The organism is Nonomuraea sp. SYSU D8015, from assembly GCF_008065375.1.
GTDB lineage: Bacteria > Actinomycetota > Actinomycetes > Streptosporangiales > Streptosporangiaceae > Nonomuraea.
In genome coordinates, this window is record NZ_VJYI01000042.1 from 16,436 (window position 1) to 40,570 (window position 24,135).

The 24,135-nt window shown below is 71.1% G+C and carries 24 protein-coding genes; 12 read left to right on the top strand and 12 right to left on the bottom strand.

The window, feature by feature from the left end; genetic code table 11:
- The first annotated feature begins 30 nt into the window (after positions 1-30).
- A complete protein-coding gene (locus ID574_RS57055) occupies positions 31-288 on the top strand; it encodes a WhiB family transcriptional regulator (protein ID WP_188197459.1) in 258 nt (85 codons plus the stop codon).
- A gap of 13 nt (positions 289-301) precedes the next feature.
- Here the strand turns inward: ID574_RS57055 and ID574_RS57060 are convergent, their stop codons facing one another.
- A complete protein-coding gene (locus tag ID574_RS57060) occupies positions 302-1,771 on the bottom strand; it encodes a PAS domain-containing sensor histidine kinase (protein ID WP_188197460.1) in 1,470 nt (489 codons plus the stop codon).
- Positions 1,772-2,295: 524 nt separating this feature from the next.
- Between ID574_RS57060 and ID574_RS57065 the strand changes: the two genes are divergently transcribed.
- The 6 genes from ID574_RS57065 to ID574_RS57090 all read left to right on the top strand — a co-directional run bounded on the left by ID574_RS57065 (position 2,296) and on the right by ID574_RS57090 (position 8,240).
- Entirely contained in the window at positions 2,296-3,015 is a 720-nt protein-coding gene (locus ID574_RS57065; RefSeq protein WP_127936225.1) for a GntR family transcriptional regulator, read from the top strand.
- Positions 3,016-3,108: 93 nt separating this feature from the next.
- Entirely contained in the window at positions 3,109-3,822 is a 714-nt protein-coding gene (gene bioD / locus ID574_RS57070) for a dethiobiotin synthase (RefSeq protein ID WP_188197461.1), read from the top strand.
- A 109-nt stretch (positions 3,823-3,931) separates the two neighbouring features.
- A complete protein-coding gene (locus tag ID574_RS57075; protein ID WP_188197462.1) occupies positions 3,932-5,092 on the top strand; it encodes a sensor histidine kinase in 1,161 nt (386 codons plus the stop codon).
- Positions 5,093-5,120: 28 nt separating this feature from the next.
- Positions 5,121-5,777: a response regulator transcription factor gene (locus tag ID574_RS57080; protein ID WP_188197463.1), complete on the top strand. Its 657-nt coding sequence runs from the start codon at positions 5,121-5,123 to the stop codon at positions 5,775-5,777.
- Positions 5,774-6,553 (top strand): DUF4097 family beta strand repeat-containing protein, encoded by a 780-nt coding sequence (locus tag ID574_RS57085; RefSeq protein ID WP_188197464.1) that lies wholly within the window; start codon positions 5,774-5,776, stop codon positions 6,551-6,553. The genes ID574_RS57080 and ID574_RS57085 overlap by 4 nt, the downstream gene beginning before the upstream one ends.
- A 40-nt stretch (positions 6,554-6,593) precedes the next feature.
- Entirely contained in the window at positions 6,594-8,240 is a 1,647-nt protein-coding gene (locus ID574_RS57090) for an acetolactate synthase (protein WP_188197465.1), read from the top strand.
- Between the two features lie 3 nt (positions 8,241-8,243).
- Here the strand turns inward: ID574_RS57090 and ID574_RS57095 are convergent, their stop codons facing one another.
- Positions 8,244-9,824, bottom strand: a complete 1,581-nt coding sequence (locus ID574_RS57095; protein ID WP_188197466.1) for a serine/threonine-protein kinase — start codon at positions 9,822-9,824, stop codon at positions 8,244-8,246.
- Positions 9,825-10,110: 286 nt separating this feature from the next.
- On the opposite strand from ID574_RS57095, the gene ID574_RS57100 reads away from it, so the two are divergent.
- On the top strand, positions 10,111-10,491 hold the full coding sequence (locus ID574_RS57100) for a thioesterase family protein (protein WP_188197467.1): 381 nt from the start codon (positions 10,111-10,113) through the stop codon (positions 10,489-10,491).
- On the opposite strand, the gene ID574_RS57105 is transcribed toward ID574_RS57100, so the two are convergent.
- From ID574_RS57105 to ID574_RS57135, 7 genes are all read right to left on the bottom strand, one after another.
- A complete protein-coding gene (locus tag ID574_RS57105; RefSeq protein ID WP_188197468.1) occupies positions 10,481-10,693 on the bottom strand; it encodes a biotin/lipoyl-binding carrier protein in 213 nt (70 codons plus the stop codon). The genes ID574_RS57100 and ID574_RS57105 overlap by 11 nt on opposite strands.
- A 32-nt stretch (positions 10,694-10,725) precedes the next feature.
- Entirely contained in the window at positions 10,726-12,090 is a 1,365-nt protein-coding gene (locus ID574_RS57110; RefSeq protein WP_223168143.1) for an acetyl-CoA carboxylase biotin carboxylase subunit, read from the bottom strand.
- Between the two features lie 144 nt (positions 12,091-12,234).
- A complete protein-coding gene (locus tag ID574_RS57115) occupies positions 12,235-13,521 on the bottom strand; it encodes an HD-GYP domain-containing protein (protein ID WP_188197470.1) in 1,287 nt (428 codons plus the stop codon).
- The gene (locus ID574_RS57120) at positions 13,518-14,870 is read right to left on the bottom strand and encodes an HD-GYP domain-containing protein (protein ID WP_188197471.1); all 1,353 of its coding nucleotides are present in this window, start codon (positions 14,868-14,870) and stop codon (positions 13,518-13,520) included. Before ID574_RS57120 ends, ID574_RS57115 begins: the two co-directional genes overlap by 4 nt.
- Positions 14,871-15,093: 223 nt before the next feature.
- A complete protein-coding gene (locus ID574_RS57125) occupies positions 15,094-16,035 on the bottom strand; it encodes an NAD-dependent epimerase/dehydratase family protein (protein WP_188197472.1) in 942 nt (313 codons plus the stop codon).
- A gap of 10 nt (positions 16,036-16,045) precedes the next feature.
- Positions 16,046-16,312 (bottom strand): mycothiol system anti-sigma-R factor, encoded by a 267-nt coding sequence (gene rsrA / locus ID574_RS57130; RefSeq protein ID WP_188197473.1) that lies wholly within the window; start codon positions 16,310-16,312, stop codon positions 16,046-16,048.
- A complete protein-coding gene (locus tag ID574_RS57135; RefSeq protein WP_188197474.1) occupies positions 16,309-16,914 on the bottom strand; it encodes a sigma-70 family RNA polymerase sigma factor in 606 nt (201 codons plus the stop codon). The genes rsrA and ID574_RS57135 overlap by 4 nt, the downstream gene beginning before the upstream one ends.
- A gap of 233 nt (positions 16,915-17,147) precedes the next feature.
- Here ID574_RS57135 and ID574_RS57140 point away from each other — a divergent pair, with 233 nt between their 5' ends.
- Positions 17,148-17,888: a class I SAM-dependent methyltransferase gene (locus ID574_RS57140; RefSeq protein ID WP_188197475.1), complete on the top strand. Its 741-nt coding sequence runs from the start codon at positions 17,148-17,150 to the stop codon at positions 17,886-17,888.
- 144 nt (positions 17,889-18,032) lie between these two features.
- Here the strand turns inward: ID574_RS57140 and ID574_RS57145 are convergent, their stop codons facing one another.
- The gene (locus tag ID574_RS57145) at positions 18,033-18,365 is read right to left on the bottom strand and encodes a TraR/DksA family transcriptional regulator (protein WP_188197476.1); all 333 of its coding nucleotides are present in this window, start codon (positions 18,363-18,365) and stop codon (positions 18,033-18,035) included.
- 156 nt (positions 18,366-18,521) lie between these two features.
- Positions 18,522-19,268, bottom strand: coding sequence for an SOS response-associated peptidase (locus tag ID574_RS57150; protein ID WP_188197477.1), 747 nt, complete (start codon positions 19,266-19,268; stop codon positions 18,522-18,524).
- 106 nt (positions 19,269-19,374) lie between these two features.
- Between ID574_RS57150 and aroA the strand changes: the two genes are divergently transcribed.
- Positions 19,375-20,676, top strand: a complete 1,302-nt coding sequence (gene aroA, locus ID574_RS57155) for a 3-phosphoshikimate 1-carboxyvinyltransferase (RefSeq protein ID WP_223168144.1) — start codon at positions 19,375-19,377, stop codon at positions 20,674-20,676.
- 279 nt (positions 20,677-20,955) lie between these two features.
- Positions 20,956-22,002 (top strand): ribosome small subunit-dependent GTPase A, encoded by a 1,047-nt coding sequence (gene rsgA, locus ID574_RS57160; protein WP_188197493.1) that lies wholly within the window; start codon positions 20,956-20,958, stop codon positions 22,000-22,002.
- Positions 22,003-22,754: 752 nt separating this feature from the next.
- Here the strand turns inward: rsgA and ID574_RS57165 are convergent.
- On the bottom strand, positions 22,755-23,210 hold the full coding sequence (locus ID574_RS57165; protein WP_188197478.1) for a DUF4442 domain-containing protein: 456 nt from the start codon (positions 23,208-23,210) through the stop codon (positions 22,755-22,757).
- Between the two features lie 54 nt (positions 23,211-23,264).
- Between ID574_RS57165 and hisN the strand changes: the two genes are divergently transcribed.
- Complete coding sequence (gene hisN / locus ID574_RS57170) at positions 23,265-24,095, top strand: histidinol-phosphatase (protein ID WP_442939464.1); 831 nt, start codon at positions 23,265-23,267, stop codon at positions 24,093-24,095.
- The last annotated feature ends 40 nt before the right edge of the window (positions 24,096-24,135 follow it).

Consider the following 24,135-nt stretch of genomic DNA (forward strand, 5'->3'; position numbering starts at 1 on the left):
CAAAGGCTTCATCTACTAAGGAGTGGACGCATGGACTGGCGCCACCGAGCTGCCTGCCGTGACGTGGACCCCGAGCTGTTCTTCCCGATCGGCAACACCGGCCCCGCCCTCATGCAGATCGAGGAGGCCAAGCAGGTCTGCCGGTCCTGCTCGGCCATGGATGCGTGCCTGAAGTGGGCCCTTGAGTCCGGCCAGGACGCCGGCGTCTGGGGCGGCCTGAGCGAGGACGAGCGTCGCGCGCTCAAGCGCCGCACGGCCCGCGCCCGCGCTCGCGCCACCGCCGTCTGACCCAGTCCCCCTGTTACGCAGCCGGGAGCGGGATCGACAGCACGACCTCCGTGCCGCCCTCGACGCGCGGCTGAATGGAGATCCTGCCCGACAGCTCGCCCTCGACCAGCGTGCGGACGATCTGCAGGCCGAGGCTGGTGGAGCTGTCGAGGTCGAAGCCCCCGGGCAGACCCCGCCCGTCGTCCCACACGGTGACGTTGAGCCGGTCGAGCGCCGGCTCCACCACCACCTCCAGCCGCTTGGGCCGCCCATGCTGCAACGCGTTCTGCAACAGCTCGGTCAGCGCCATGGCAAGGGGTGTGGCGATCAGCGACGGCAGCACGCCGAACGCCCCGACGCGCCGCGGCGTCACCGCCACCTCCGGCGACGACACCTCCCCCGCCATCGCGATCACGCGGTCGGCGATCTCGTCGAAGTCGACGAACTCCTCCGGCGCGTGAGACAGCGTCTCGTGCACGATCGCGATCGAACCGACCCTGCGCACCGCCTCCTCCAGCGCCTCCCGGCCCTCCGGGACCTGCAGCCGCCGCGCCTGCAGGCGCAACAGCGCGGCCACGGTCTGCAGGTTGTTCTTCACCCGGTGGTGGATCTCGCGGATCGTGGCGTCCTTGGTCATCAGCTCGCGCTCGCGCCGCCGCAGCTCGGTCACGTCCCTGATGAGCACCAGCGCGCCGATGCGACCGCCGCCGACGATCAACGGGATGGCCCTGAGCTGCACGATCGTGCCGCCGGACTCGACCTCGGTCTCCTTTGCCGCGCGTCCGCTGGCCACGATCATGAGGTCTTCGTTGATCGGCTCGTCGGAGTAGCACAGCGTGGCGGTGACCCGGCCCAGCTCGGCGCCGACCAGGTCGGCGTGCAGGCCGAGCCGGCGGTAGGCGGACAGGGCGTTCGGCGAGGCGTACGTGACGCGGCCGGCCCGGTCGAGCCTGAGCAGGCCGTCGCCGACGCGGGGCGAGCGGACCAGGATCGGCTCCTCGCCGGAGAACGGGAAGCGACCTTCGGCCACCATCTGCGCCAGGTCGGAGGCGCTCTGCAGGTAGGTCAGCTCCAGGCGGGAGGGCGTGCGGGCCGAGGACAGGTTCGTGGAGCGCTGGATCACCGCCAGGAAGCGGCCCTCGCCGCCCTCGACCCCGCGCCGGACCGGGATCGTCTCCTCCCTGACCGGGACGCCCGTGGACCAGTCGGGGTCGCCCTCGCGGCAGATGCGGCGCTCGTTCCACGCGGTGTCGATGAGCTGGCGCTCGCCCTTGGCGGCCACGGTGCCGACGATGTCGTCGTGGTAGACGGTGGGGCCGGTGGTGGGGCGCATCTGGGCGATCGCGATCCAGCCGTTCTCCCCCAGCAGCGGCGCCCACAGGATGAGGTCGGCGAACGACAGATCGGCCAGCAGCTGCCAGTCGGAGACGAGCGAGTGCAGCCAGTCGAGATCCGCGCCGTCGAGAGCGGTGTGGCGGGCGACGAGGTCGCTGAGAGTCGGCACGACTGCATCATGCGTGCTTTCCCCCGCCAGAACCAAACCGAACCCCTCAAGGAATGCGCACCATCATGAGCGGGCAGTACTCCGCCGTGGGCCACCGCACGCCCGCGTGCTCGCGCAGTGAACACGGATACGGCATCGTTCACCCAACTGGTCTTTTGCGAAATCTCCTATTGTGAAAAGCGTCACACTGCTGAAGTCGTTCGGGTCCCGGGGCGGGGCTGTGCGGGGCGAGCCGGAGGTGATCTTCACGGGCACGTGGTACCACCGTGACACAGGGCGTGCGGGTCTCGAGACCTGCGCCGGGCCGCGGGACGCGTCCGCTGCGGGACCCTCGGTTGCGGTCGCGCGCGATGCTGTGGATATCCTTCACCATCAGCCTGAGCAGCCCGGACTTCCGCATGCCAGGCACTCGGTGTTGAGGGGCCGCGACAGCCGGCGGTTGACCGCCCCGGCCGATGTGAGTTCCGATGATCTCGCGGTGATCAGACACGCCTCACCGCCGTGGCAGAAGTGAAGGTGAGCGCGTGACAGACGACAGCCCCCGCGTACCGAAGTACTACGACGTCAAACGCAGCCTGCTGGAGCTCACCAAGAGCCTGCCGCCGGGCACGGCGCTGCCGCCGGAGCGGACGCTGGCCGTACGGTTCGAGACCTCGCGCACCACGGTCCGCCAGGCGCTCACCGAGCTCGTGGTCGAGGGGCGGCTGCTGCGCATCCAGGGCAAGGGCACGTTCGTGGCGCAGCCGAAGGTGGCGCAGGTGCTGCAGCTGACCTCGTACATCGGCGACCTGCGCACCGCCGGCCTCGAACCCGACACCAAGATCCTCGAGATGGGCTACATCACCGCGGACGAGGCGCTGGCCCGCCGGCTGGCCATCAACCCGGGCGGGCGCGTCCTGCGCATCCACCGCCTCAGGCTCGCCAACGGCGAGCCGGTCTCGATCGACACCACGCACCTGTCGGCGCGGCGCTTCCCGAGGCTGCGGCGGGAGCTGGAAGTGCACTCGTCGCTCTACGAGACGCTGCACAACGCCTACAACGTGCGCCTCACGGATGCCGAAGAGATCATCGAGACCGTCCTGGCCACCCCGTACGACGCCAAGGCCCTCGGCGTCGACGTCGGCCTCCCGATGCTCCTGCTCACCCGCCACGCCTTCGACGCCGACGGCAACCCGGTCGAATGGGCGCAGTCCCTCTACCGCGGCGACCGCTACAAGTTCGTCACCCGCCTCCGCAGGCCGTAGCGGCCCCTCGATCGTCCCGCTCGGAGGAGACCCGTCGCGACGGATGGCCGTGACGTTCCCTGAAGCGCGCGAGTACGGGCCTACGCTGGGACTATGAGCATCCTCGTCGTCACAGGGACCGGCGCCGGAGTGGGCAAGACAATCGTGACGGCGGCCGTGGCGGTGCTGGCCAGAGGGCGCGGCGCCGCCGTCGCCGTGGTCAAGCCCGCTCAGACGGGTGTCGCGCCGGGCGAGGCGGGCGATCTCGACGCCGTCATCCGGCTCGCGGGCGTCACCACCACGTTCGAGCTGTGCAGGTTCGCCGAGCCGCTGTCCCCGGCCGCGGCGGCAAGGGCGGCCGGGATGCCACCGGTGTCGATGACGTCGGCGGCGCGGCTGGTGCGGGAGCTGGCCGAGAGCAACCGGCTGGTGATCGTGGAGGGCACGGGAGGGCTGCTCGACCGGTACGACGAGGACGGCGCGACCATCGCCGACCTGGCGCGGCTGCTGAGATCGCAGGTGCTCGTCGTGACCGGGGCCGGAGCCGGCGCGGTCAACCAGGCGGCGCTCACCCTGGAGGTCCTCGCCCACCGCGGGCTCGACCTGGCCGGGCTCGTCATCGGGCGGTGGCCGGAGGAGCCCGGGGTCGCCGAGCGCAGCACCGTGGCCGATCTGGAGATGCTGGCCGCCCGGCCTCTGGCGGGCGCCCTGCCGGAGGGGGCGGGCGGTCTGGGGCGGGAGGCGTTCGCGGAAGTGGCGCGCCACGGGCTGGGCGCCACGCTCGGCGGCACGTTCGATCCCGCCGCGTTCCGGCACGAGGTCGGCTAGCAGGCCGGCTTCCGCAGGTCGCGTGCGGACCGTGGTGGGGCTAGCCCCACCATCCACCCGCACACCAGACCCATTTCGCGTCCTCCGCCCGGCTCAATACCGTTGGGGCATGAAGGTCCCCCGTCCGTGGTCGGCACGGGCCTGGCTCGACACCGCGCACCTGATGATCGGTCTGCCGGTCGCGCTCGTGCTCGGCGAGCTGACGCTCGTCCTGATCGTGGCGCCTCCTCTGCTGCGGCGCGCGCTGCCGTGGTTCACCCGGGTGCAGCGCTCCAGGTTCGAGGCGTTCCTCGGCGTGCGCATCCCGCCCGTGCCGACGCCGTCCAACTGGCGCAGCCGGGCGACGTGGCGGCAGATCGCCTACCACCTGCTGTCGCCGTTCGTGGGCCTGGCGGCCGCGTTCCTGGTGGCGGTGGCGTGGGGCGGTGCGATCGTGGGGCTGCTGGCGTTCCTGCCGCAGAAGCTGCAGGAACGGCCGCTGGAGTTCGTGTTCAACCTCAGGGACAACCGGGTCGTGGTCATCTTCATGGTCATCGGGCTCGTGCTGCTGGTGCTAGCGCCGATCCTGGCGCGCGGCATGGCGGCGCTGGACCTGTCGGTGGCGCGTACGCTGCTCGGGCCCAGCCGGTCGGAGCTGGGCCAGCGGATCGAGACGTTGACCGAGAGCCGGGCGGGCGTGATCGACGCGGCCGACGCCGAGCGCCGCAGGATCGAGCGGGACCTGCACGACGGCGCCCAGCAGCGCCTGGTCTCGCTCGCCATGAACCTGGGCCTGGCCAGGGCCACCCTCACCGACCTGCCCGAGCCGGCCCGCGAGGCCATCGCGCAGGCGCACGAAGAGGCCAAGCAGGCGCTGAAGGAGCTGCGCGACTTCGTCCGCGGCCTGCACCCGGCCGTCCTCAACGACCAGGGCCTGGACGCGGCGCTGTCCGGCGTCGCCGCCCGCGCCCCCTTCCCCGTGAAGCTGCGCGTCGACATCGACCGGCGCGCCAGCCCTACGATCGAGGCGGTGGCCTTCTTCATCGTGTCCGAAGCACTGACCAACATCGCCAAGCACGCCGCGGCGACCAGGGCCGAGGTCAACGTGCGGCGCGAGCGCGACCGGCTGCACGTGCTCGTGTACGACGACGGCTGCGGCGGCGCCCGGCTGGACGGCGGCACCGGCCTGCGCGGCCTGGCCCAGCGCATCGACTCCGTCGACGGGGCGCTCCGGCTGTCCAGCCCGCTCGGCGGCCCGACGACGATCGAAGTGGAGCTGCCGTGCGAGTAGGCCCGAGGACGATCGAAGTGGAGCTGCCGTGCGCGTAGTGCTCGCCGAGGATTCCGTGCTGCTGCGCGAAGGGCTGATCCGGCTGCTCGACGCCTCCGGCATGGAGGTCGTGGCGGCCGTGGACGAGGCCGAGGGGCTGCTGCGGGCGGCCGACGAGCACCGGCCCGAGCTGGTGATCACGGACGTCCGGATGCCGCCCACGCACACCGACGAGGGGCTGCGGGCCGCGCTCGTGCTGCGTCGCCAGCAGCCCGGCCTGCCGGTGGTGGTGCTCTCGCAGTACGTCGAGGAGCGCTACGCCGCCCAGCTGCTGGCCTCCGCCGCGAACGGAGGCGTCGGCTACCTGCTGAAGGACCGGGTGGCGGACGTGGCCGAGTTCATCGACGCGCTGCGCAGGGTGGCCTCCGGCGGCACCGCGCTCGACCCCGAGGTGGTCGCCCAGCTCATCGTGCGCGGCAACAGCGACCCGCTGGAACGGCTGACGCCCAGGGAGCACGAGGTGCTCAAGCTGATGGCGGAGGGCCGCTCCAATGCCGGCATAGGCCAGGCGCTGGTGCTCAGCGAGGGCGCGGTGGGCAAGCACATCGGCAACATCTTCACCAAGCTCGACCTGTCCCCGGCGGAGGGCGACCACCGGCGGGTGCTCGCCGTCCTGCAGTTCCTGAAGATCAGGAGCCTGCCGTGAGGGCGGCCTGGCTGGCGGCCGGCACCGTGGCGACCGCGATAGCGCTGCTCATGTCCACGGTGCTGCTCTGGCGCGAGTTCGCCAGCGCCAGGACGCCGGCGGACGTCACCCAGCGGTCCATCCCGTTCATGAAGGACAAGGTCCAGATCCAGGCGGTCGCCGGCCAGGTGAGCCTGGTCCTGATGCCTGGCCGGGCGGGCGAGCTGCTGATCAACAGAACACTGAGATGGTCCAGGGACCGGCCGGACGTCACCGAGGACTGGAACGCCCGCACCTCGACGCTGCGGCTGAAGGCCGTCTGTCCCGGCGCCGATCAGCCGGACGGCCCGGTGTGCCGCGCCACCTACATGATCATGGTGCCGCCGGAGACCGACATCGTGGCCGGCACGACCGAGGGCATGCTGTCCGTGGAGAACACCTTCGGCAACCTGCGTCTGACCTCCGTCTCCGGCTTCATCCAGATCGACGGCGTCTTCGGAACCGTCTGGGCCAGGACCCGCACCGGCGACATCGAGGCGGACCGGATCGACGGCGAGCAGGCCGACGTGGAGGTCGGCGCCGGCAACGTGGACCTGTGGTTCGTGAACCCGCCGACGTCCGTCAGGGCAGTGGTCAGGACCGCAGGTGCGGTCGGCGTCAACCTCCCGCGCACCGGCGCCTACGACGTGACAGCGGAGGCCACGAACGTGACCCTCGACATCAAGAGGGACGAACAATCGCCACGGAAGATCATCGCGACGGTGGGGGACGGCTCGGTGACCCTGTGCTGCCGTTGAATATCTGTTTACCGCTGTGACTGATTGGTAAGTTCCCGGCATGGAGTCTGCGAAGCACGCCGGTGACGCCGCCGTCGCCGTGTCCAAGGCCTATGGCGTCGAGACCATGTTCACCCTCTCCGGAGGACACGTCTTCCCGCTCTACGACGGCGCGGTGCACGAGGACATGCGCATCCTCGACGTACGCCACGAGCAGAGCGCGGTGTTCGCCGCCGAAGCGACGGCCCGGCTGACCAGGAGGCCGGGGCTGGCCGTGCTGACCGCCGGCCCCGGCATCACCAACGGCGTCAGCGGCATCGCGACCGCCCACTTCAACGGCTCGCCCGTGGTCGTCATGGGCGGGCGGGCCCCCAAGTCACGCTGGGGCAGCGGCGCGCTGCAGGAGATGGACCACCCGCCGCTGCTCGGGCCGATCACCAAGCTGTCGTTCACCGCGAGCGACGCCGAGTCGGTCGGCCAGGAGGTCGAGTCGGCCTTCCGCACGGCCATCGCCCCCCATCGCGGACCGGTCTTCCTCGACTTCTACATGGACCATCTGTTCTCGCCGTCGCCCGTGCACGAGGTGCGGACGCAGACGCCGTCCCCGCTGGAGCCCGACCCCGACGACCTGGCCGCCATCGCCAGGCTGCTGGCAGAGGCCGAGCGCCCGGTGCTGGTGTACGGCTCCGACGTGTGGATGGACCGGGCGGAGGAGGCCGCCCGCGACTTCGCCGAGACGTGGCGGCTGCCGGTGATCCCCAACGGCCAGGGCCGCGGCATCCTGCCGTCCGGGCACGAGCTGCTCGTCACGCGCGCCCGCGGGCTCGCCTTCTCCCAGGCCGACCTGGTCATCGTGGTCGGCACCCCGCTCGACTTCCGCCTCGGCTACGGGTGGTTCGGCGGCAAGGACGGCGCTCCGCTGGCCCGCGTGGTCCACATAGCCGACGCGCCGTCGCAGCTGACCACGCACATGCAGCCGGCCGCGTCGGCCGCCGGCGACCTGTCGGTGGTGTTCTGGAGCCTCGGCACGGCCTGCGGCGACGCGGGGGTCAAGCCGGACGCGTACGCCCCGTGGGTGTCGAAGCTGTCGGACGCGGCCTCCGCGGCCATCGCGGGCGACGCCGAGCTGCTGGCCTCCGACTCCGACCCGATCCACCCCATGCGCGTGTACGGCGAGCTGGGCAAGGTGCTGGCCGACGACGCCGTGGTGATCGGCGACGGCGGCGACTTCGTCTCCTACGCGGGCAAATACGTCGAGCCGAAGCAGCCCGGCAACTGGCTCGACCCGGGCCCGTACGGCTGCCTCGGCACCGGCCTCGGCTACTCCATCGCCGCCCGCCTGGCCAGGCCCTCGTCCCAGGTGGTGCTCCTGCTCGGGGACGGCGCGGCAGGCTTCTCGCTGATGGACGTCGACACCCTCGTACGCCACCGGCTCCCGGTCGTCATGATCTGCGGCAACAACGGCATCTGGGGCCTGGAGAAGCACCCCATGCAGCTGCTGTACGGCTACGACGTGGCGGCCGAGCTGCAGCCGCAGTGCCGCTACGACCAGGTCGTGACCGCACTCGGCGGAGGCGGCGAGCTGGTCACCAAGCCGTCGGAGATCGGCCCGGCGCTGCGCAGGGCGTTCGACTCCGGGATCCCGTACATGGTCAACATCGCGACGGACCCGCAGATCGCCTATCCGCGCAACACGACGGGCGTGTGACGGTCATCTCGGCGTGGTGGTCGGGCTGGGGCTCGTCGACGGGGTCGAGCAGTCGCCGTCGACCACGATCAGCTGGACCGGCTTGGTGATGTCCTGCGCCGTCCCGCCGCTCGGCACCGTCCGCTGGATCCTCCCGCAGCGCAGCCCGGCGGTGGTGGTGGTCTGGTCGGTCACGCGCACCTGGAAGCCGGCCCCCTCCACCATCGCCTGCCCGTCCAGGAACGGCATCCCGACGACCTTGGGCACGAGCACCTTCTTGATGGTCGGCGTGGGACTGGACGACGGCGTCTTGGACGGTGTCGTGGTGGGCTCCTTCGTCACGGTGGGGGTGGGGGTCTCCTCCTCGTCCTCGGTCACCGTCGGCTTCGGCCTCGCGGTGGTCGGCTTGGGCTCCGGCGTCCGGGTCTTCACAGGCTTGGGCTTCGTCGTGGTCGGCTTGGGGCTGTTCTTGGGCGTGGTCTCGTCTCCGAGCGGGGGCGCGGTGATCGTCGGGGCGGGACCGGCGGTCATGCCGGTCAGCGCGACCGCCGTGGCGCCCGCCCCCAGCACCACCGCGACGGCGACGCCCGCGATCAGCCCGGTTCTGCGCGGGGCCTTCGCGGCGCGCCGCCCGCGCCGCTCGGCGACCGTCGTCTCCTCCGGCCGGGCCGCGCGGACACCGGTCTGGTACGGCCCCGCGTCGAACTGGCCCGTCGACTGGGCGGGGAAGTCCGGCGGCGGCACCATCGTGGCCCCGGTGGTCAGCGGCTCGGGAGGGGGAGCCGGCGTCTGGCCGGTGGCGATCGCGCGGGCCGCGTCGCTCATGGCCTTGGCCGTCGGGTAACGCCTGGCCGGGTCCTTCGACAGGGCGATCTCGACCAGGGTGCGCACCGGCTGCGGGATGTCGGGCGGCAGCGGCGGAGGGGCCTCGCGGATGTGCTTGAGCGCGATCGTGACCGCGCTGTCGCCGTCGAACGGCCGCTGCCCCATGAGGCACTCGTACGCGACCACGCCGAGCGCGTAAATGTCAACGGCAGGCGTGACCGGCGCACCCTCGGCCTGCTCCGGCGCGCAGTAGGCGGCCGTGCCCAGGACCATGCCGGCGTCGGTCAACCGGCTCGCCATGTCGGAGCGGGCGATGCCGAAGTCGGTGAGCACCAGCGTGCCGTCGCGCTGCACGAGCAGGTTGCCCGGCTTGACGTCGCGGTGCACGATGCCCTGGTCGTGGACGGCCTGCAGCGCCGACGCGGCCTGCGCGATCAGCTCCATGGCGGCCTGCGGCGGGATCCTGCCCAGCCTGGCGAGCAGCCGGTCGAGCGGCTCGCCGTCCACGAACTTCATCACCAGGTAGACGGTGTCGCCGCTGACGCCGTAGTCGTAGACGTCGACGACGCCGGCGTGGTTGATCGTGGCCATCGCCCGCGCTTCCCCCTGAAAGCGGGCGAGGAACCCCGGATCCTGCATGCGGCCGGGAAGCAGCACTTTGACGGCGACGGTGCGGGCGAGCACGATGTCCTCGCCTCGCCACACCTCGCCCATGCCACCGGCGCCGATGCGGGTATCAAGCCGATACCGCCCCGCCAGTGTCGTCCCTTGGGCCACCATGATCCCCCCGCTACCCCCCTACCTCTGTAACCTCTTCCACCCCGCGGTTCTCCAACAAAGCGAACCTTTGTCGCGGTGAGGTAACACAGTGGTCACGGAACTCAGAGAGTGTACGACTCACCTGTCCCACATGCCACTCAAACGTCTCAAGCCGTACAAACACTATCCTGCGACCTCATGGCGGTAGTTGTCCGCGTTTCCAGGTAACTCCCGGGGCCCATTAGCCGGTGTCGCTACACCCCACCTGCGCTGTGCCGCTGAACGCGGCCCACCGTACCCTGACTCCATGGAGTTGGTTGCGGGGCTTCGGGCCCAGTCGGTCGTCGTGGTCGAGATGAAGGACACCGCGAAAGAGGTGGGCAGCGGCGACGTGCCCGTGCTGGCCACGCCCCGGCTGCTCGCGCTGGCCGAGGCGACGACCGTACGCGCCGTCGAGGAGCATCTCGCCCCCGGCCAGACCTCCGTCGGCACCCGGGTCGAGCTGGAGCACCTGGCCGCCAGCCCGTTGGGCAGGCAGGTGCAGGTGGGCGTGGAGCTCGTCGAGGTCGACGGCCGCCGGCTGGTCTTCGCCTTCGAGGCCCACGACCAGCACACCGTCGTGGGCCGAGGCACGATCGAACGCGTGGTGGTCGACCGGGGCACGTTCATGGCCCGTGCTACTCGATGACGGCGATCAGGTCGCCTTCCTGGATCACGTCGCCCTCGGCCACCTTCAGCTGCACCAGGACACCCTCGTCCTCGGCGAGCACCGGGATCTCCATCTTCATGGACTCGAGGATGACCAGCGTGTCGCCCTCAGAAATGGTGTCACCCTCTTTGACGAGGACCTTCCACACATTCGCCACCATCTCAGCGCGTACCTCAGCCACCTGGACTCCCCTCTTACACCGTTGTAGTTACCTTAGGCCCGCATCCGCCCGACCAGGCCCGTGTCGTAGTCGCCGGTGACGAACTCGGCGTTGTCCAGCAGTTCCGCACAGAACGGCAGGTTGTTCTTGGGCCCCTCGACGGCGAACGCCTCGACAGCCTTGCGGCCCTTCTCCAACGCGTCGGTCCGGTTCGCCCCATGGACGCAGAGCTTGGCCATCAGCGGGTCGTAGAACGGGGTGACCGCGTTGCCCGCCTCGTAGCCCGAGTCCACGCGCACTCCGTCGCCGGTCGGCTCCTCCCATGTCGAGATCACGCCGGGCCCGGGGAAGAAGCGCTTGGGGTCCTCGGCGTACACGCGGAACTCGATCGCGTGGCCGCTGGTCTCGACCCGCACGTCGGGGCTCTCCCCCGCGGCCACGCGCAGCTGCAGCTCGACCAGGTCGAGCCCGGTGACCAGCTCGGTGACCGGGTGCTCCACCTGCAGCCTGGTGTTCATCTCCAGGAACACGAAGTCCTGTTCGTCGGCGTCGACGAGGCACTCGACGGTGCCCGCGCCGAGGTAGCCGACCGCCTCGCCGGCCCGCACGGCCGCGGCGAGCATGCGCTCGCGCAGCTCAGGGGTGATGCCGGGGGACGGGGACTCCTCGACGACCTTCTGGTGGCGGCGCTGCACCGAGCAGTCGCGCTCGCCCAGCGCCAGGACGCGGCCGTCGGGCAGGCCGAGGATCTGCACCTCGACGTGGCGGGCCCGCTCGATGTAGCGCTCCAGCAGCACGGCCGGGCCGTCCAGCGCGTCGGAGCTCGCGCCCGCGAACCTGGACGCCGCCCGCGCCGCCTGCTCGTACGCCTTGGCCAGCGCCTCGTCGTCGTGGGCCACGCTCATGCCGATGCCACCGCCGCCGCCCGCGGTCTTGACCATGACCGGGTAGCCGATGGCCTCGGCCGCCCGCAGCGCCTGCGACAGGTCGGTGACCGGCTCACGGGTGCCCGGGGCGACCGGCACGCCGGCGGCCTCCATCAGATTCCTGGCGTTGATCTTGTCGCCCATGCGCTCGATCGCCTCCGGCGCGGGGCCGATCCACACCATCCCGGCGTCGATCACGGCCCGCGCGAACGCGGCGTTCTCGGAGAGAAAGCCGTAGCCCGGGTGGATCGCCCGCGCACCGGTCGCGCGGGCCGCCTCCAGCACCTTCGCGGCGTCCAGGTAGCTCTGCGCGGGACTGGCCGGGCCGATCAGCACGGCCTCGTCCGCCTCGCGTACGAAGGGCAGGCCGGCGTCGGCCTCGGAGTGCACGGCGATGGCGCGCAGCCCCAACCGCTTGACCGTGCGGATGATCCGCCGCGCGATCTCCCCTCGGTTGGCGATCAGAACGGCTCCGAGCGTCTCAGTAAGCACGCCGCCCACCCTATGGCGGTCACCGGCTTGCCCCCTTTCCCCCTAAACCACCGATCCGGCGAGCACGATCTGTAGAAACCCCACAATCGTGAGCTGTCCGAAACGCGGTAGACGGGTGCCGAACTGCCGGAACGCCACAAGAGCTCAGATACGGCGCCGGTCGATCACACGCGCGAGCGCCTCGATCGCGTGCGGATCGTACGCGCCGCCGGGGGCGAGCCGGATGCGTTCGAGCGCCGCGCCCGCGCGGTCGCGGTCGGTCGAGGGGCCCACCAGGTCGTCGTAGGCGTTGGCGACCTTGATGATGCGGCTGGACAGCGGCGGGTCGTCGGCGATCGGGTCGCACTGGCGCTTGACCACCTCGGCCACCCGGTCGAGCACGCCCGTCTGCCTGATCACCTCGGCGCCCAGCTCGGCGATGCGGCGGGCCTGCTCGGGCTCGGTGAGCACGGTGGCGCCGCCCGGGATGGGGTCGCGCAGCGAGAGCTGGCCTATGTCGTGCATCAGCGCGGCGTACTCCAGCTCCAGCAGCTCGGGCTCGGACATGCCGAGCTCTCTGCCGATCGCCACGGCGAGGCGGCTCACCCGGCGCGAGTGGCCGGGCTCGACGTAGCCGCCGACCTCGGTGACCCGGGACAGCGCCCGCACGGTCTGCAGGTAGGTGGCGCGGATGCCGGCGTATTTGCGGAAGGCCACCTGGGTGACCAGCAGCGGCGCCGCGAACACCAGCAGCGCCACCAGGTCCATGCTGTGCGTGGCGAGCGCGAGCAGCACCCCGGACGAGGCGACGGCGGCGCCGAGCGGGAAGGCCATGTTGATCTCGTCGCGCACCGCCACCCGGAACGCGGTACGCACCTGCTCGGCCCTGAGCCAGGCCGCGATGAGCACGTCGATGAGCAGGCTGGCGGCGATGAGCGTGACCATCACGGCGAGCGCCGGCCACCAGGTGCTGGTGGGCGGCTTGGTCAGCTCGTAGAGCGGGTCGGCCAGGGGGCGGAAGGCGAAGGCCAGCAGCGCGCCGGTGAGCAGCCGGCGGGCCATCGCGTCCAGGCGCGGCGGGCGGCCCACCGCCAGGTGCGGGAGCGCGCCCGCCAGCATGCCGACGGCGATCACGGCCACGACCTGCAGCGCGGAGTGGCGCAGCGGGTTTTGGCTCAGGTCGAGCAGCAGGGTGTAGCCGAGCGCGGCGGCGGCGCCGATGGGCGCGACCTCCCTGTTGCCCGGCATGGTGAGCCTGGCCAGCTCGCCGACCGCGATCAGCGCGCCGAACCCGACGGCGATCTCCGGCCGGTCGAGCCCCACCGTGGCGGTGTGGGCGACGCCCGCCACCGCGACCAGGCCCGCCGCGCAGATGAGCAGGAGCTGGCCGGAGTCGAGCCTGCGCAGCACAGTGGTGCGTTCGGTGCGCCTGAGGCGCTCTGTGGTGATCATTGTCCGGTCACGACCTGGATCGGCATGGTCGGGTCGTCGTGGTCCTTGATCGGGGCCTCGGCGGCGTCGGGCGGCGGCGGTTCGACGCGGCGGGGCGGCTGCCACGGCTCGCGCTCGAGCGCGCGGATGAAGGCCGCGACCATGACCGGGTCGAAGTGGGTGCCGGCGCTCTTTCGCAGCTCCTCGATGGCCTCGGGCACGGGCCTGGCGCCGCGGTAGGAGCGGTCGGAGGTCATCGAGTCGAACGCGTCGGCCACCGCGATGACCTTGGCGAACTCGGGGATCTCGTCGCCGGCCAGCCCCATGGGGTAGCCGGTGCCGTCGTGCTTCTCATGGTGGTGCATGATCCCGGCGTACGCCTCGTCGAGGAAGCCGATGCCGCGTACGATCTCCAGCCCGCGCATCGGGTGGAGCTGGATCGCCGCGAACTCCTCCTCGGTGAGCGGCCCGTCCTTCTGCAGCACCTTGGTGGGCACCCCGAGCTTGCCGACGTCGTGCAGCATGCCCGCGTAGCGGATGGCGCGCACGCGTTCCAGCCCCATGCCGATCTCCTGGGCGATCATGGAGGAGGCGTGCGAGACGCGCGTGCAGTGGCCCCTGGTGTAGTAGTCCTTGGTCTCCACGGCCTGGCAGAGGGCGGCGATGGTGGCGTCGTACGAGCGCTGCTGCGCGTGGTATTGCCCGAACGCCCACCGCGCCACGAACAGCGGCAGCAACACCAGCACCGCCGAGATCGACTGCACGGTCGCCCAGAGCCCGGCCACGAGCAGCCCGAACGTGCCGTAACCGAGGTAGGACAGCAGGAACTGGGCCATGCCCCGCATCGGCACCTCGGCCCGCACCCGGGTGGCCAGCCCGATCATGGTGAGCGTGAGCGCGATGTTGAGCGGCACGAACACGGCGGTGGCGGCCGCGTAGGGCCCGATGAGGTCGTCGAACGCGTCGACCTGGGGCACGCCGACCCGGCCGTCGAGCGCCTTGTAGACGTGACCGGCGACGTAGCCGCAGATGGCGAACTGCGCGCCGTTGAACAGCCGTTTGATCAGCGGCAGCCCGGGCCGGACGCTCAGGACGGCGGTGAGCCCCACCAGCGCCGCGCCGTCGGGGCCGATCAGCACCACGGCGGCCAGTGAGGCGGAGAAGCTCACCGACACCGCGAACTGGTCGACGTTGAGCAGCGTCGGCATCGACTCGCACACCAGGAACAGCAGGGCGAGCACGAGCAGGACGTCGAGATCCTCCGGGGCCACCGGGGCACCGGAGGTCACTGCGCTGCGGACGATGAGGGCGGCCGCCGCCCCGATCACGGCGACCAGATAGACCCTCGCGGCCCATGGCAGGTCACGCATTGCGGCCCCCCTACGGCGTCGTCAGATCCAGGACACCCCGGGTGGCACGGCTCCGCCGATCGACGCGACCACGGGAGCGACCAGCACGATGGCCATGAACAGCCGGGCGACCGTAACCTTCAACATCCAGATGCCTCCAGTCGTCTTCTGGAGTTCACGCTACAGAAGACGGCGTGGCCGCACTGGCGGAGTCGGAAATCGCAAGCAAAGCGTAATCAAGCCACTACGCGTGGCAACGCTCCCTGGCCCACTCGACGGTGTGCTTGATGCCCGCGGCCAGGTCGGTGCGCGGCTCCCAGCCGAGCCCTTCGTGGGCCGGAACCGGATCGACGGCCATGGCCGGCAAGTCGCCCACGCGCGGCGGCGCGAAGCCCGGCTTGTCGGGGGCGCCGGCCGCGTCGGCGATCAGCGCGTGCAGGCGCCGGTCTGTGGTCTGGATGCCGGTCCCCAGGTTGAACCTGCGGCCGTCGCCGGCCTGGCCGCAGGCGCGGACGAAGCCGTCGACCACGTCGTCGACGTAGACGTAGTCGCGGGTCTGGGTGCCGTCGCCGTAGACGACCGTGGGCGTGCCGCTCAGCAGGGCGTCGGTGAAGATCGCCACGACGCCCGCCTCGCCGTCGGGCGACTGGCGCGGGCCGTAGACGTTGGAGAGCACCAGCGTGGTGTATTCGAGGCCGTAGAGCGCACGGAAGGTGGCGAGGTAGATCTCGCCGCTCAGCTTCGAGGCGGCGTACGGCGAGCGCGGGTCGGTGGGCGCGTCGCCGGGCACCGGGATCGTGGTCGGCCGGCCGTAGACGGCCACGGACGAGGCGAACACCACCTTGCGCGTGCGCCCTTCGCGGGCCGCGGTCAGCACGCGGGCCGTGCCCTCGACGTTGACGGAGGCGTCGCGCACGGGGTCGGCGACGCTCATGCGCACGCTGATCTGCGCGGCCAGGTGACAGATGACCTCCGGCTGCAGCTCGGCCGCGAGATCGACCAGGGCGGGATCGCGCACGTCGAGCTCATGGAGCCGGAACCGGTCGACGGCGGCGGCCCCGGCCAGGTTTTCCCTGCTGCCGGACGACAGGTCGTCGACCACGACGACCTCGTGACCGTCGGCGAGCAGGCGATCGACGAGATTCGAGCCGATGAACCCGGCGCCCCCGGTGACCAACACGCGCATGCGGTGCATCCTAGTCCGCCAGCTCAGACCTCACCTGCGCGATCCGTGCCAGCACCTTGGAGCGCAGATCGGCCGGGACGGGGTCGCAGCCGCAGTGCTTGTGCACCAGCGCCTTGATCGCCTTGTCCAGGTCGTATTCCTTCAGGCACGGACCGCACTCGTCGAGGTGGACCCGGATGTCCACGCAGTCGCCCTCGTCCAGCTCCCCGTCGAGGTAGGCGTAGACCTTGTCGAGCACCTCACGACAGTCGGTCTCGTGCGGCTTGCCACAGCTCATTTCGATCCCTCCGACGGGACCAGGCCACGCTCGCGAGCATAGTCCTCAAGGAGGCCCCGCAGCTGCCTGCGTCCCCTGTGCAGCCTCGACATCACGGTGCCGATCGGAGTGCCCATGATGTCGGCGATCTCCTTGTAGGGGAAGCCTTCGACGTCGGCCAGATAGACCGCGATCCTGAACTCCTCCGGCAGCGCCGCCAGCGCCTCCTTGATGTCGCCGTCGGGGAGATGCTCCAGCGCCTCGACCTCGGCCGACTTCAGGCCGCTCGAGGTGTGGGACTCCGCACGGGCGAGCTGCCAGTCCTCGATCTCCTCGGTGCCTGACTGCTTGGGCTCACGCTGCTTCTTGCGGTAGCTGTTGATGAACGTGTTGGTCAGGATCCGGTAGAGCCACGCCTTGAGGTTGGTGCCCTCCTGGAACTGGTGGAACGAGGCGAACGCCTTGGCAAAGGTCTCCTGCAGGAGGTCCTCCGCGTCCGCGGGATTCCGGGTCATTCGGAGCGCGGCGGAATAAAGCTGCTCGAGATACGGCATGACGTCGCGTTCGAAGCGCTCGCTCCGCTGCTCCAGCGTCTCCGCGCCTGTCGCGGGCACCGGACCCACCCCCCTAAGATCACCGGTGACCGGCTGTGGCAGGACACCGTACTCAGGGGAGGATACCCGTTGGCCCGAAGCCGGTCGGGCATCGGGGAGGGGGTCTACCAATGTGAGCATGCTCGTCGCAACACCCCCGCACCCCCGTCTGTTCCCGCAAGATAGAAGGTACGAAGGACCCGGTGCGGGGAACGTCATACGTACCGGCTGGTAGCCCTTTTTCCGGAACCCAGGAGTCGCGTGTGCTGCCCATTCCGGCCGAGGAACTGAACGGCTCAGGGACGCTCGGGCCGTACTGGACGTTCTACCGCGCCGTCGCCGCCGAGCAACTGAACCGATGGCTTCCCGGCGAACCCTCCGTGATCCTCGATCTCTCCGGCGGTCGCGGGCGATGGTCCGGCCAGGCGGCCAGGGCCGGCCACCGGGTGATCGAGGTGCTCGACTTCCGTCGCACCGTCGACGGGCAGTCCCGATTGCGGGACGCCGACCGGGTTCGTCACATACGCGCCGACGATCTGGCGTTCCTTCCCGACGCGAGCGTGGACGCCGTGCTCGCCGAGGAACGCGTGATGTCGATCGAGCTCATGGCGGAGTCGGCCATGAGCGACGTGGCCCGGGTGCTGCGGCCGGGGGGCCGGGCGCTGGTGTGCGTCGACTCGCTGGTCCTGGGCATGGCGATCCTGGCCGAGCAGGAGCACTGGCAGCACCTGCGGCAGACCGGCGAGGTCATGCTCGTGCCGTGGCCCGACGGCAGCATCACGCGCTGCTTCAGCAGCGGGCAGCTGCGCGAGCTGCTGATCGGCGCCGGCCTCGAGGTGGAGTGGATGAGGCCGCGCACGGTGCTGTCGCCGTCCACGGTGGACCACGTGCTCGGCTCCGACGCCCGTTCCCTGACCTGGCTCGTGCGCACGGAGCTGGAGGCCCAGCCGGACGACGACGACACGGTCGGCATCCATCTGGTGGCCAGCGCCCGCAAGAGCTGACCACCCGGAGACCGCTGACCGCTGGAGGCCTGCGCCGCTCAAGAGCCGACCGCCCGAAGGCCGCTGCCTTCCGGGAGGCCGACGCCGCTCAGGAGCCGACCCGCCGTTCTTCGTGTCCGGCAGCGCGCTCCTCGGCGGCGTCGTTCAGTGGCGGCGTTCCTGCTTGGACTGACACTGAACGCAGCGCGCCGCCTCCGGACGGGCCTCCAGCCGGCCTTCCGGCACGGGCTTGCCGCAGTCGACGCACCGGCCGTACACGCCTTCCTCCAGGCGCTTGAGCGCCTCGATCACCGCGCGCCGCTGTGCGGTGGCCACGGTCAGCATGGCCTGGGCGCGGTCGGCGTCGGTCAGGTCGGAGCCTGCGTCGGCCGCCGAGTACTCGCGTACGGCGACGGGATCGCCCTGCAGGACGCCGATCGAGCGATCCAGTTCGGCGAGCATTTCTTCCAGCCGCTCACGAGCGGTCGTGACGTCCACGAATCCGCACCTCCGGGTAAACGAGGGCAACCCGCGGCGAGGACTCCCCGGATGTCCCGCCCGGTGTAATTAAAGGGGCAATTATGGCGGTGACACCGAGTTAACGGATGCATCGCTTTCCTCACCGGATGCCCACTTACCGCGCTTCTTACACCTTTAGAAAAGCGCCGTTTCCTGCTCTTCGGGAAGAGGTTTGATGAGGTCGGGCCCGTTGTTTCTGACGTTGTTGACGTCCGTGGAGACCGGGTACGCCGTCAGGCGCCCCTGCTCGGCCGGGACCAGCAGCCGAGAGGCCTGTTCGACGTCGTTGAGCTTGGGGTCGAGCCATTCCTCCCAGCGCTCCCGCTCGATCATCATGGGCATCCTGTCATGGATGCGACCCAGGTGGTCCTCGGCGTTGGTGGTGATGACGGTGCAGGTGACCAGCCATTTGAGCGGGTCGTCGTCATCGCGCGACGGGTCCTTCCAGAACTCGTACAGGCCCGCCATGGCGAGAACCCCGCCGTCGGCCGGATGGATGAAGTACGGCTGTTTCTTCTTCTTTTCGCCATCGACCGGCATCCATTCGAAGTAGCCGTCGGCCGGGAGCAGGCACCTGCGCTTGGCGAAAGCCCGGCGGTACGACGGCTTCTCGGCCACGGTCTCGATCCTGGCGTTGATCAGCCGCGACCCGATCGACGGGTCCTTGGCCCACGGCGGAACCAGGCCCCACTTCACGACCCTGAGCTGCCGCACCGCCCGCTCGGCCTGCTCGGGCACACGGCTCATGACGGCGTAGACGTTCTTGGTGGGCGCGACGTTGTAGTCGGCGCCGAGCTCCTTGTCGGGCTCGGCGTCGTGCTCGACCTGGAACTCCTCGAGGAGCTCGTGCTTCTTGCGCGCCGAGGCGTATCTACCGCACATGACCCCACACTGCCACGTACGGCTTTCGATCGCATGTTTGCTTACCCGACACTTACTTGTCCACAGGCTGTGACCCTGCTCCGCCGCACGCCAGTAGTCTTTGACCATGCCCGCTTCCATGCCCAGTCCGCACTGGCCCGCGCCCACCGCCACCGCCCCGGTCACCGCCACGGTCTCGTTGCCCGGCTCCAAGTCGGTGACCAATCGCGCGCTCGTCCTCGCGGCGCTCGCCGAGGGCCCCGGCATGGTCAGGCGGGCGCTGCGCAGCCGCGACGCGGACCTCATGGTGGCGGCGCTGCGGGCACTCGGCGCGACGCTCGAGCCCGCCGGCGAGACGGCGGCGAGCGTCGACTGGCAGGTGACGCCGGGTCCGATCCGGGGCGGCGCCGCCATCGACGCCGGGCTGGCGGGCACGGTCATGCGGTTCGTGCCGCCGATGGCCGCGCTGGCCGACGGCCCCGTCTCGTTCGACGGCGACCCCCACGCGCGCAAGCGGCCGATGGGCCCCATCCTCGACGCCCTGCGCGCGCTCGGGGCGCGGGTCGACAACGACGCGCTGCCGTTCACGATCAGCGGCCCGCTCACGGGCGGCGAGGTCACGCTGGACGCGTCCGGTTCGTCGCAGTTCGTCTCAGGTCTGCTGCTCACGGCGGCGCGCTTCGAGAAGGGCGTCACGATCCGCCACGTGGGCCCGCCGGTGCCCTCGCAGCCGCACATCGAGATGACCGTGCAGATGCTCAGGGCGGCCGGCGTCACGGTCGACGACAGCGAGCACAACGTGTGGCGGGTCGAGCCCGGGCCGATCGCGGCCAGAGACCTGACGGTGGAGCCCGACCTGTCCAACGCGGCGCCGTTCCTGGCCGCGGCCCTGGTCACCGGCGGCACGGTGACCATCCCCGCCTGGCCGCTGGAGACGACCCAGCCGGGCGACGCGCTGCGCGGGCTGCTGACGACCATGGGAGCCACGGTCACGCGCGCCGACACACGTGCCGACAGCGCCGACCTCGTGGTCACGGGGACGGGCGAGGTTTCCGGCATCGACGCCGACCTCCACGAGGTGGGCGAGCTGACCCCGACGATCGCCGCCCTGGCCGCGCTGGCGACGACGCCGAGCCGCATCCGGGGCGTCAGCCATCTGCGCGGCCACGAGACCGACCGCCTCGCCGCGCTCGCCACTGAGATCAACCGCCTGGGCGGCGATGCCGAGGAGACCGACGACGGCCTCGTCATCCGTCCGCGCCCGCTGCACGGCGGCACCTTCCACAGCTACGACGACCACCGCATGGCCACCGCGGGCGCCGTGATCGGCCTGCGGGTGCCCGGCGTGGAGGTGGAAAACGTCGCGACGACCGCCAAGACCCTGCCGGAGTTCGTCCAGATGTGGACGGCGATGCTGGAGCCGCGATGACCGCGATCCGCGCGGGGGCTGGTTTCGCGTCCGACGCTCCGGGCACGTCGGAAAAGGGCGGCACGTGGTGAGACGCTGCCCGCACGGCGACGCGACGATCCACCGGCACCGCGCCCTCCGGCCACGTTCGGATGGCGCCCACAGCAGTTCACGACACACCACACCCATGCCTGCGGCCCCCGGCGCTTCCCCTCGCCACGGACGTCATCCGGCGGACAGCCGGGCGGGCCGGCAGGCGGCGAGCGAAAGAAGGGAAGCGGAGCGCATGGGAGCGGACCGCTGAGAAAGCGGGAGTACGACGAGGACGACGTACGGGTCCGGCCGGGCAGGGGCTCGCGGCCGCGGACCCGGATCCGTCCTGCGCACGAGGACGCCGTCGAAGGCTTCGTGGTCGCCGTCGACCGGGGCCGCTACACGACCCTGGTCGAGCCCGAACGCCCCAAGGGCTCGGCCCAGAAGCGCAAGCAGCAGCACCAACGCCGGCTCGTGGTCGCCATGAAGGCCCGCGAGCTGGGCCGCAAGGGCATCGTCGTGGGCGACCGGGTCGCCCTGGTCGGCGACGTGTCGGGCCGCCCTGACACCCTGGCCAGGGTGGTCCGGGTGGAGCCGCGCACCTCGATGCTGCGCCGCTCGGCCGACGACACCGAGGACACCGACGGCATCGAGCGCCCGGTGGTGGCCAACGCCGACCAGCTGGTCATCGTGACCGCCCTGGCCGACCCGCCGCCCCGGCCCCGCATGATCGACCGGATCCTGGTGGCGGCGTTCGACGCGGAGATCGACACCCTGCTCTGCCTCACCAAGTCCGACCTCGCCCCGCCGGACGAGCTTGTGGCGCTCTACGAGCCGCTGGGCGTGTCGCATGTCGTCGTGCACAAGGGCGGCCCCCTCGACGAGCTGCGCGACCATCTGACCGGCCGCATCAGCGTCCTGGTCGGCCACTCGGGCGTCGGCAAGTCCACCCTGGTCAACGCCCTCGTCCCCGACGCCAACCGGGCCGTCTCCCAGGTCAACGCGGTGACCGGCCGCGGCCGCCACACCTCGACCTCCGCCGTGGCCCTGGAGCTGCCGGAGGGCGGCTGGATCATCGACACGCCGGGGGTCCGCAGCTTCGGCCTGGCCCACGTGTCGGTGGAGACCGTGCTGGCCGCGTTCCCCGACCTGGTGGAGGGCACGGTCGACTGCCCGAAGGGGTGCACGCACCTGGGCGACGGCTGCGCGCTGGACGCCTGGGTGGCCGCAGGCAACGCCGACCCGGCCCGCCTGGAGTCCCTCCGCCGGCTGCTGTCCAGCCGCGAAGGCACCCTCGACGACCCCAACGCCTGACCCCGCACCCCTGCCACCGGCCTTCGCCAGGCGGGCACCTGTGCCGCGCCAAGCAGCAGATCGCCGCCGGCCTCTGGCACAGAAGGCGGTGTTCGGGGCGCGCGCTAGACGACCACGGCCGCACAGTGCGAGCCGCCCAGGCGACTGGACGGCGCCTGAGCCGCCACCTGGCCGCCGATCACGGGCGCGGGCGGGTGGGGCGGCACGCCGCTGGCCCACGGCGGTCACATGAGCGGCACGCCGCTGGCCCATGGCGGTCACATGGGCCGCGGGCCGACCGCGGTCCTGGCGCCAGCACGCCGGCCCGCGTCCCGCGTGCGGGCGTCCCGCGGGCGGGCCCCACAGCGTCCGGCGCGCGATGTGGCCGCAGGCGGGCGCCACAGCGTCTGGCGCGACCTGCTGGCGGTCAGGCGCCGGTCGCTCCGTGCAGGTCGAGCCATCGTGGCGGCGCGCGACCCCACGCGAGGGCGCGGCGCTCCGCTGGCAGCCCGTCTCCTGCCGGTCAGCCCCTCGCCACTGCGGGACGAGGCAAGGGCCGGTGAATCGCCCCGTCCACGGCCCCGCATGGCCACGCGCGGCGGGGCGGCGTGCGCACGAGCCCAGGACGACGCACCGTGCGCCCGAGTCGGGAAGCGACAAGACGCACCGTGCATCCGGGTCCGGAAGCGACAAAGCGTGCGCCCGGGTCCGCGACGGCGGCCCCGGGGAAGGGACGTGCGTGCGCCCGAGTCCGGGGACGGCGGCGTCTCGGGTCAGGGGCGGTTGGGGTGGAGGGTCCAAGTCACGGTGAGGGTGGAGACCAGCGTGCCGTCGGCGTCCTTGATGTCGACCGCCACGTCGAACACCGGCCGCTCCCCCGCATCCAGCCGGGCCACCACCTCGTCCCGCGTCACCAGCAGCCGCGCCTCGGCGCGGACCTCGCCCATGGCCAGTTTCCGGTACTCGATCGCGGCCTTCGTGGCCAGCGGAACCGCGCGCTCCAGCTGATCCCCCAGGGCGGAGAGCATCGCGGCCCCCGACGCCGACTCGGCCAGGGTGAACAGCGCCCCCGCGTGCGGCCCCCCGACGTGATTGTGGAGATCCGCCCGATCCGGCAGACGGCAAACGGCTTGCCCGTCACCCACCGAATCGAAAGTGATGCCCACAGTTCGGGCGAAAGGAACGGTCTGGAGCAGCAACGCGCCGACATCTAGCGACATGGCCGGCATGCTACTAGTGAGTAACTGGAACGGTAGTTACCAGAAAAGGGGCGTCTGTGACTGATGTTCGTTATACGCGACACGGTAGCGTGGGCGACCGTGCAGGGTTATAACGATGATCTACGCCTCGCGCATGTCATGGCGGACGCCGCCGACGACCTGACCATGCGACGGTTCAAGGCGGTCGACCTCAAGGTCGACACCAAGCCCGACCTGACGCCGGTCAGCGACGCCGACCGCGCCGTGGAGGAGGCGATCCGCGGCACGCTGCGGCGGGCCAGGCCGCGTGACGCGGTCGTGGGCGAGGAGTTCGGCAAGACCGGGTGGGGCGCCCGGTCGTGGATCATCGACCCCATCGACGGCACCAAGAACTACGTTCGCGGCGTGCCCGTGTGGGCGACGCTGATCGCACTCATGGAGTACGGCAAGGTCGTCGTCGGCCTGGTGTCGGCCCCCGCCCTCGGCCGGCGCTGGTGGGCGGCGGCCGAAGGCGGCGCGTGGACCGGCAAGAGCCTGACGAAGGCGTCCCGGATGCACGTGTCGTCGGTGTCCACGCTGGAGGACGCGTCGTTCTCGTACTCGAGCTTCGGCGGGTGGGAGAAGACCGGCAAGCTCGACAACTTCCTCGACCTCGGCCGCTCCTGCTGGCGGACCAGGGCGTACGGCGACTTCTGGTCGCACATGATGGTCGCCGAGGGCTCGGTCGACCTGTCCGCCGAGCCCGAGCTGTCGCCGTGGGACATGGCGGCGCTCACGGTGATCGTCGAGGAGGCGGGGGGCGTCTGGACGGACGTCGCCGGGGTGCGGGGCCTGGAGGGCGGCAGCCTGGTCTGCACCAACGGCATCCTGCACGACGAGGTCATCAACCGCCTCAATTCCACCATCGTCCGCTGACGACCCCGACAGCCCCGAATCGCGCCCGCCCCACGGACGC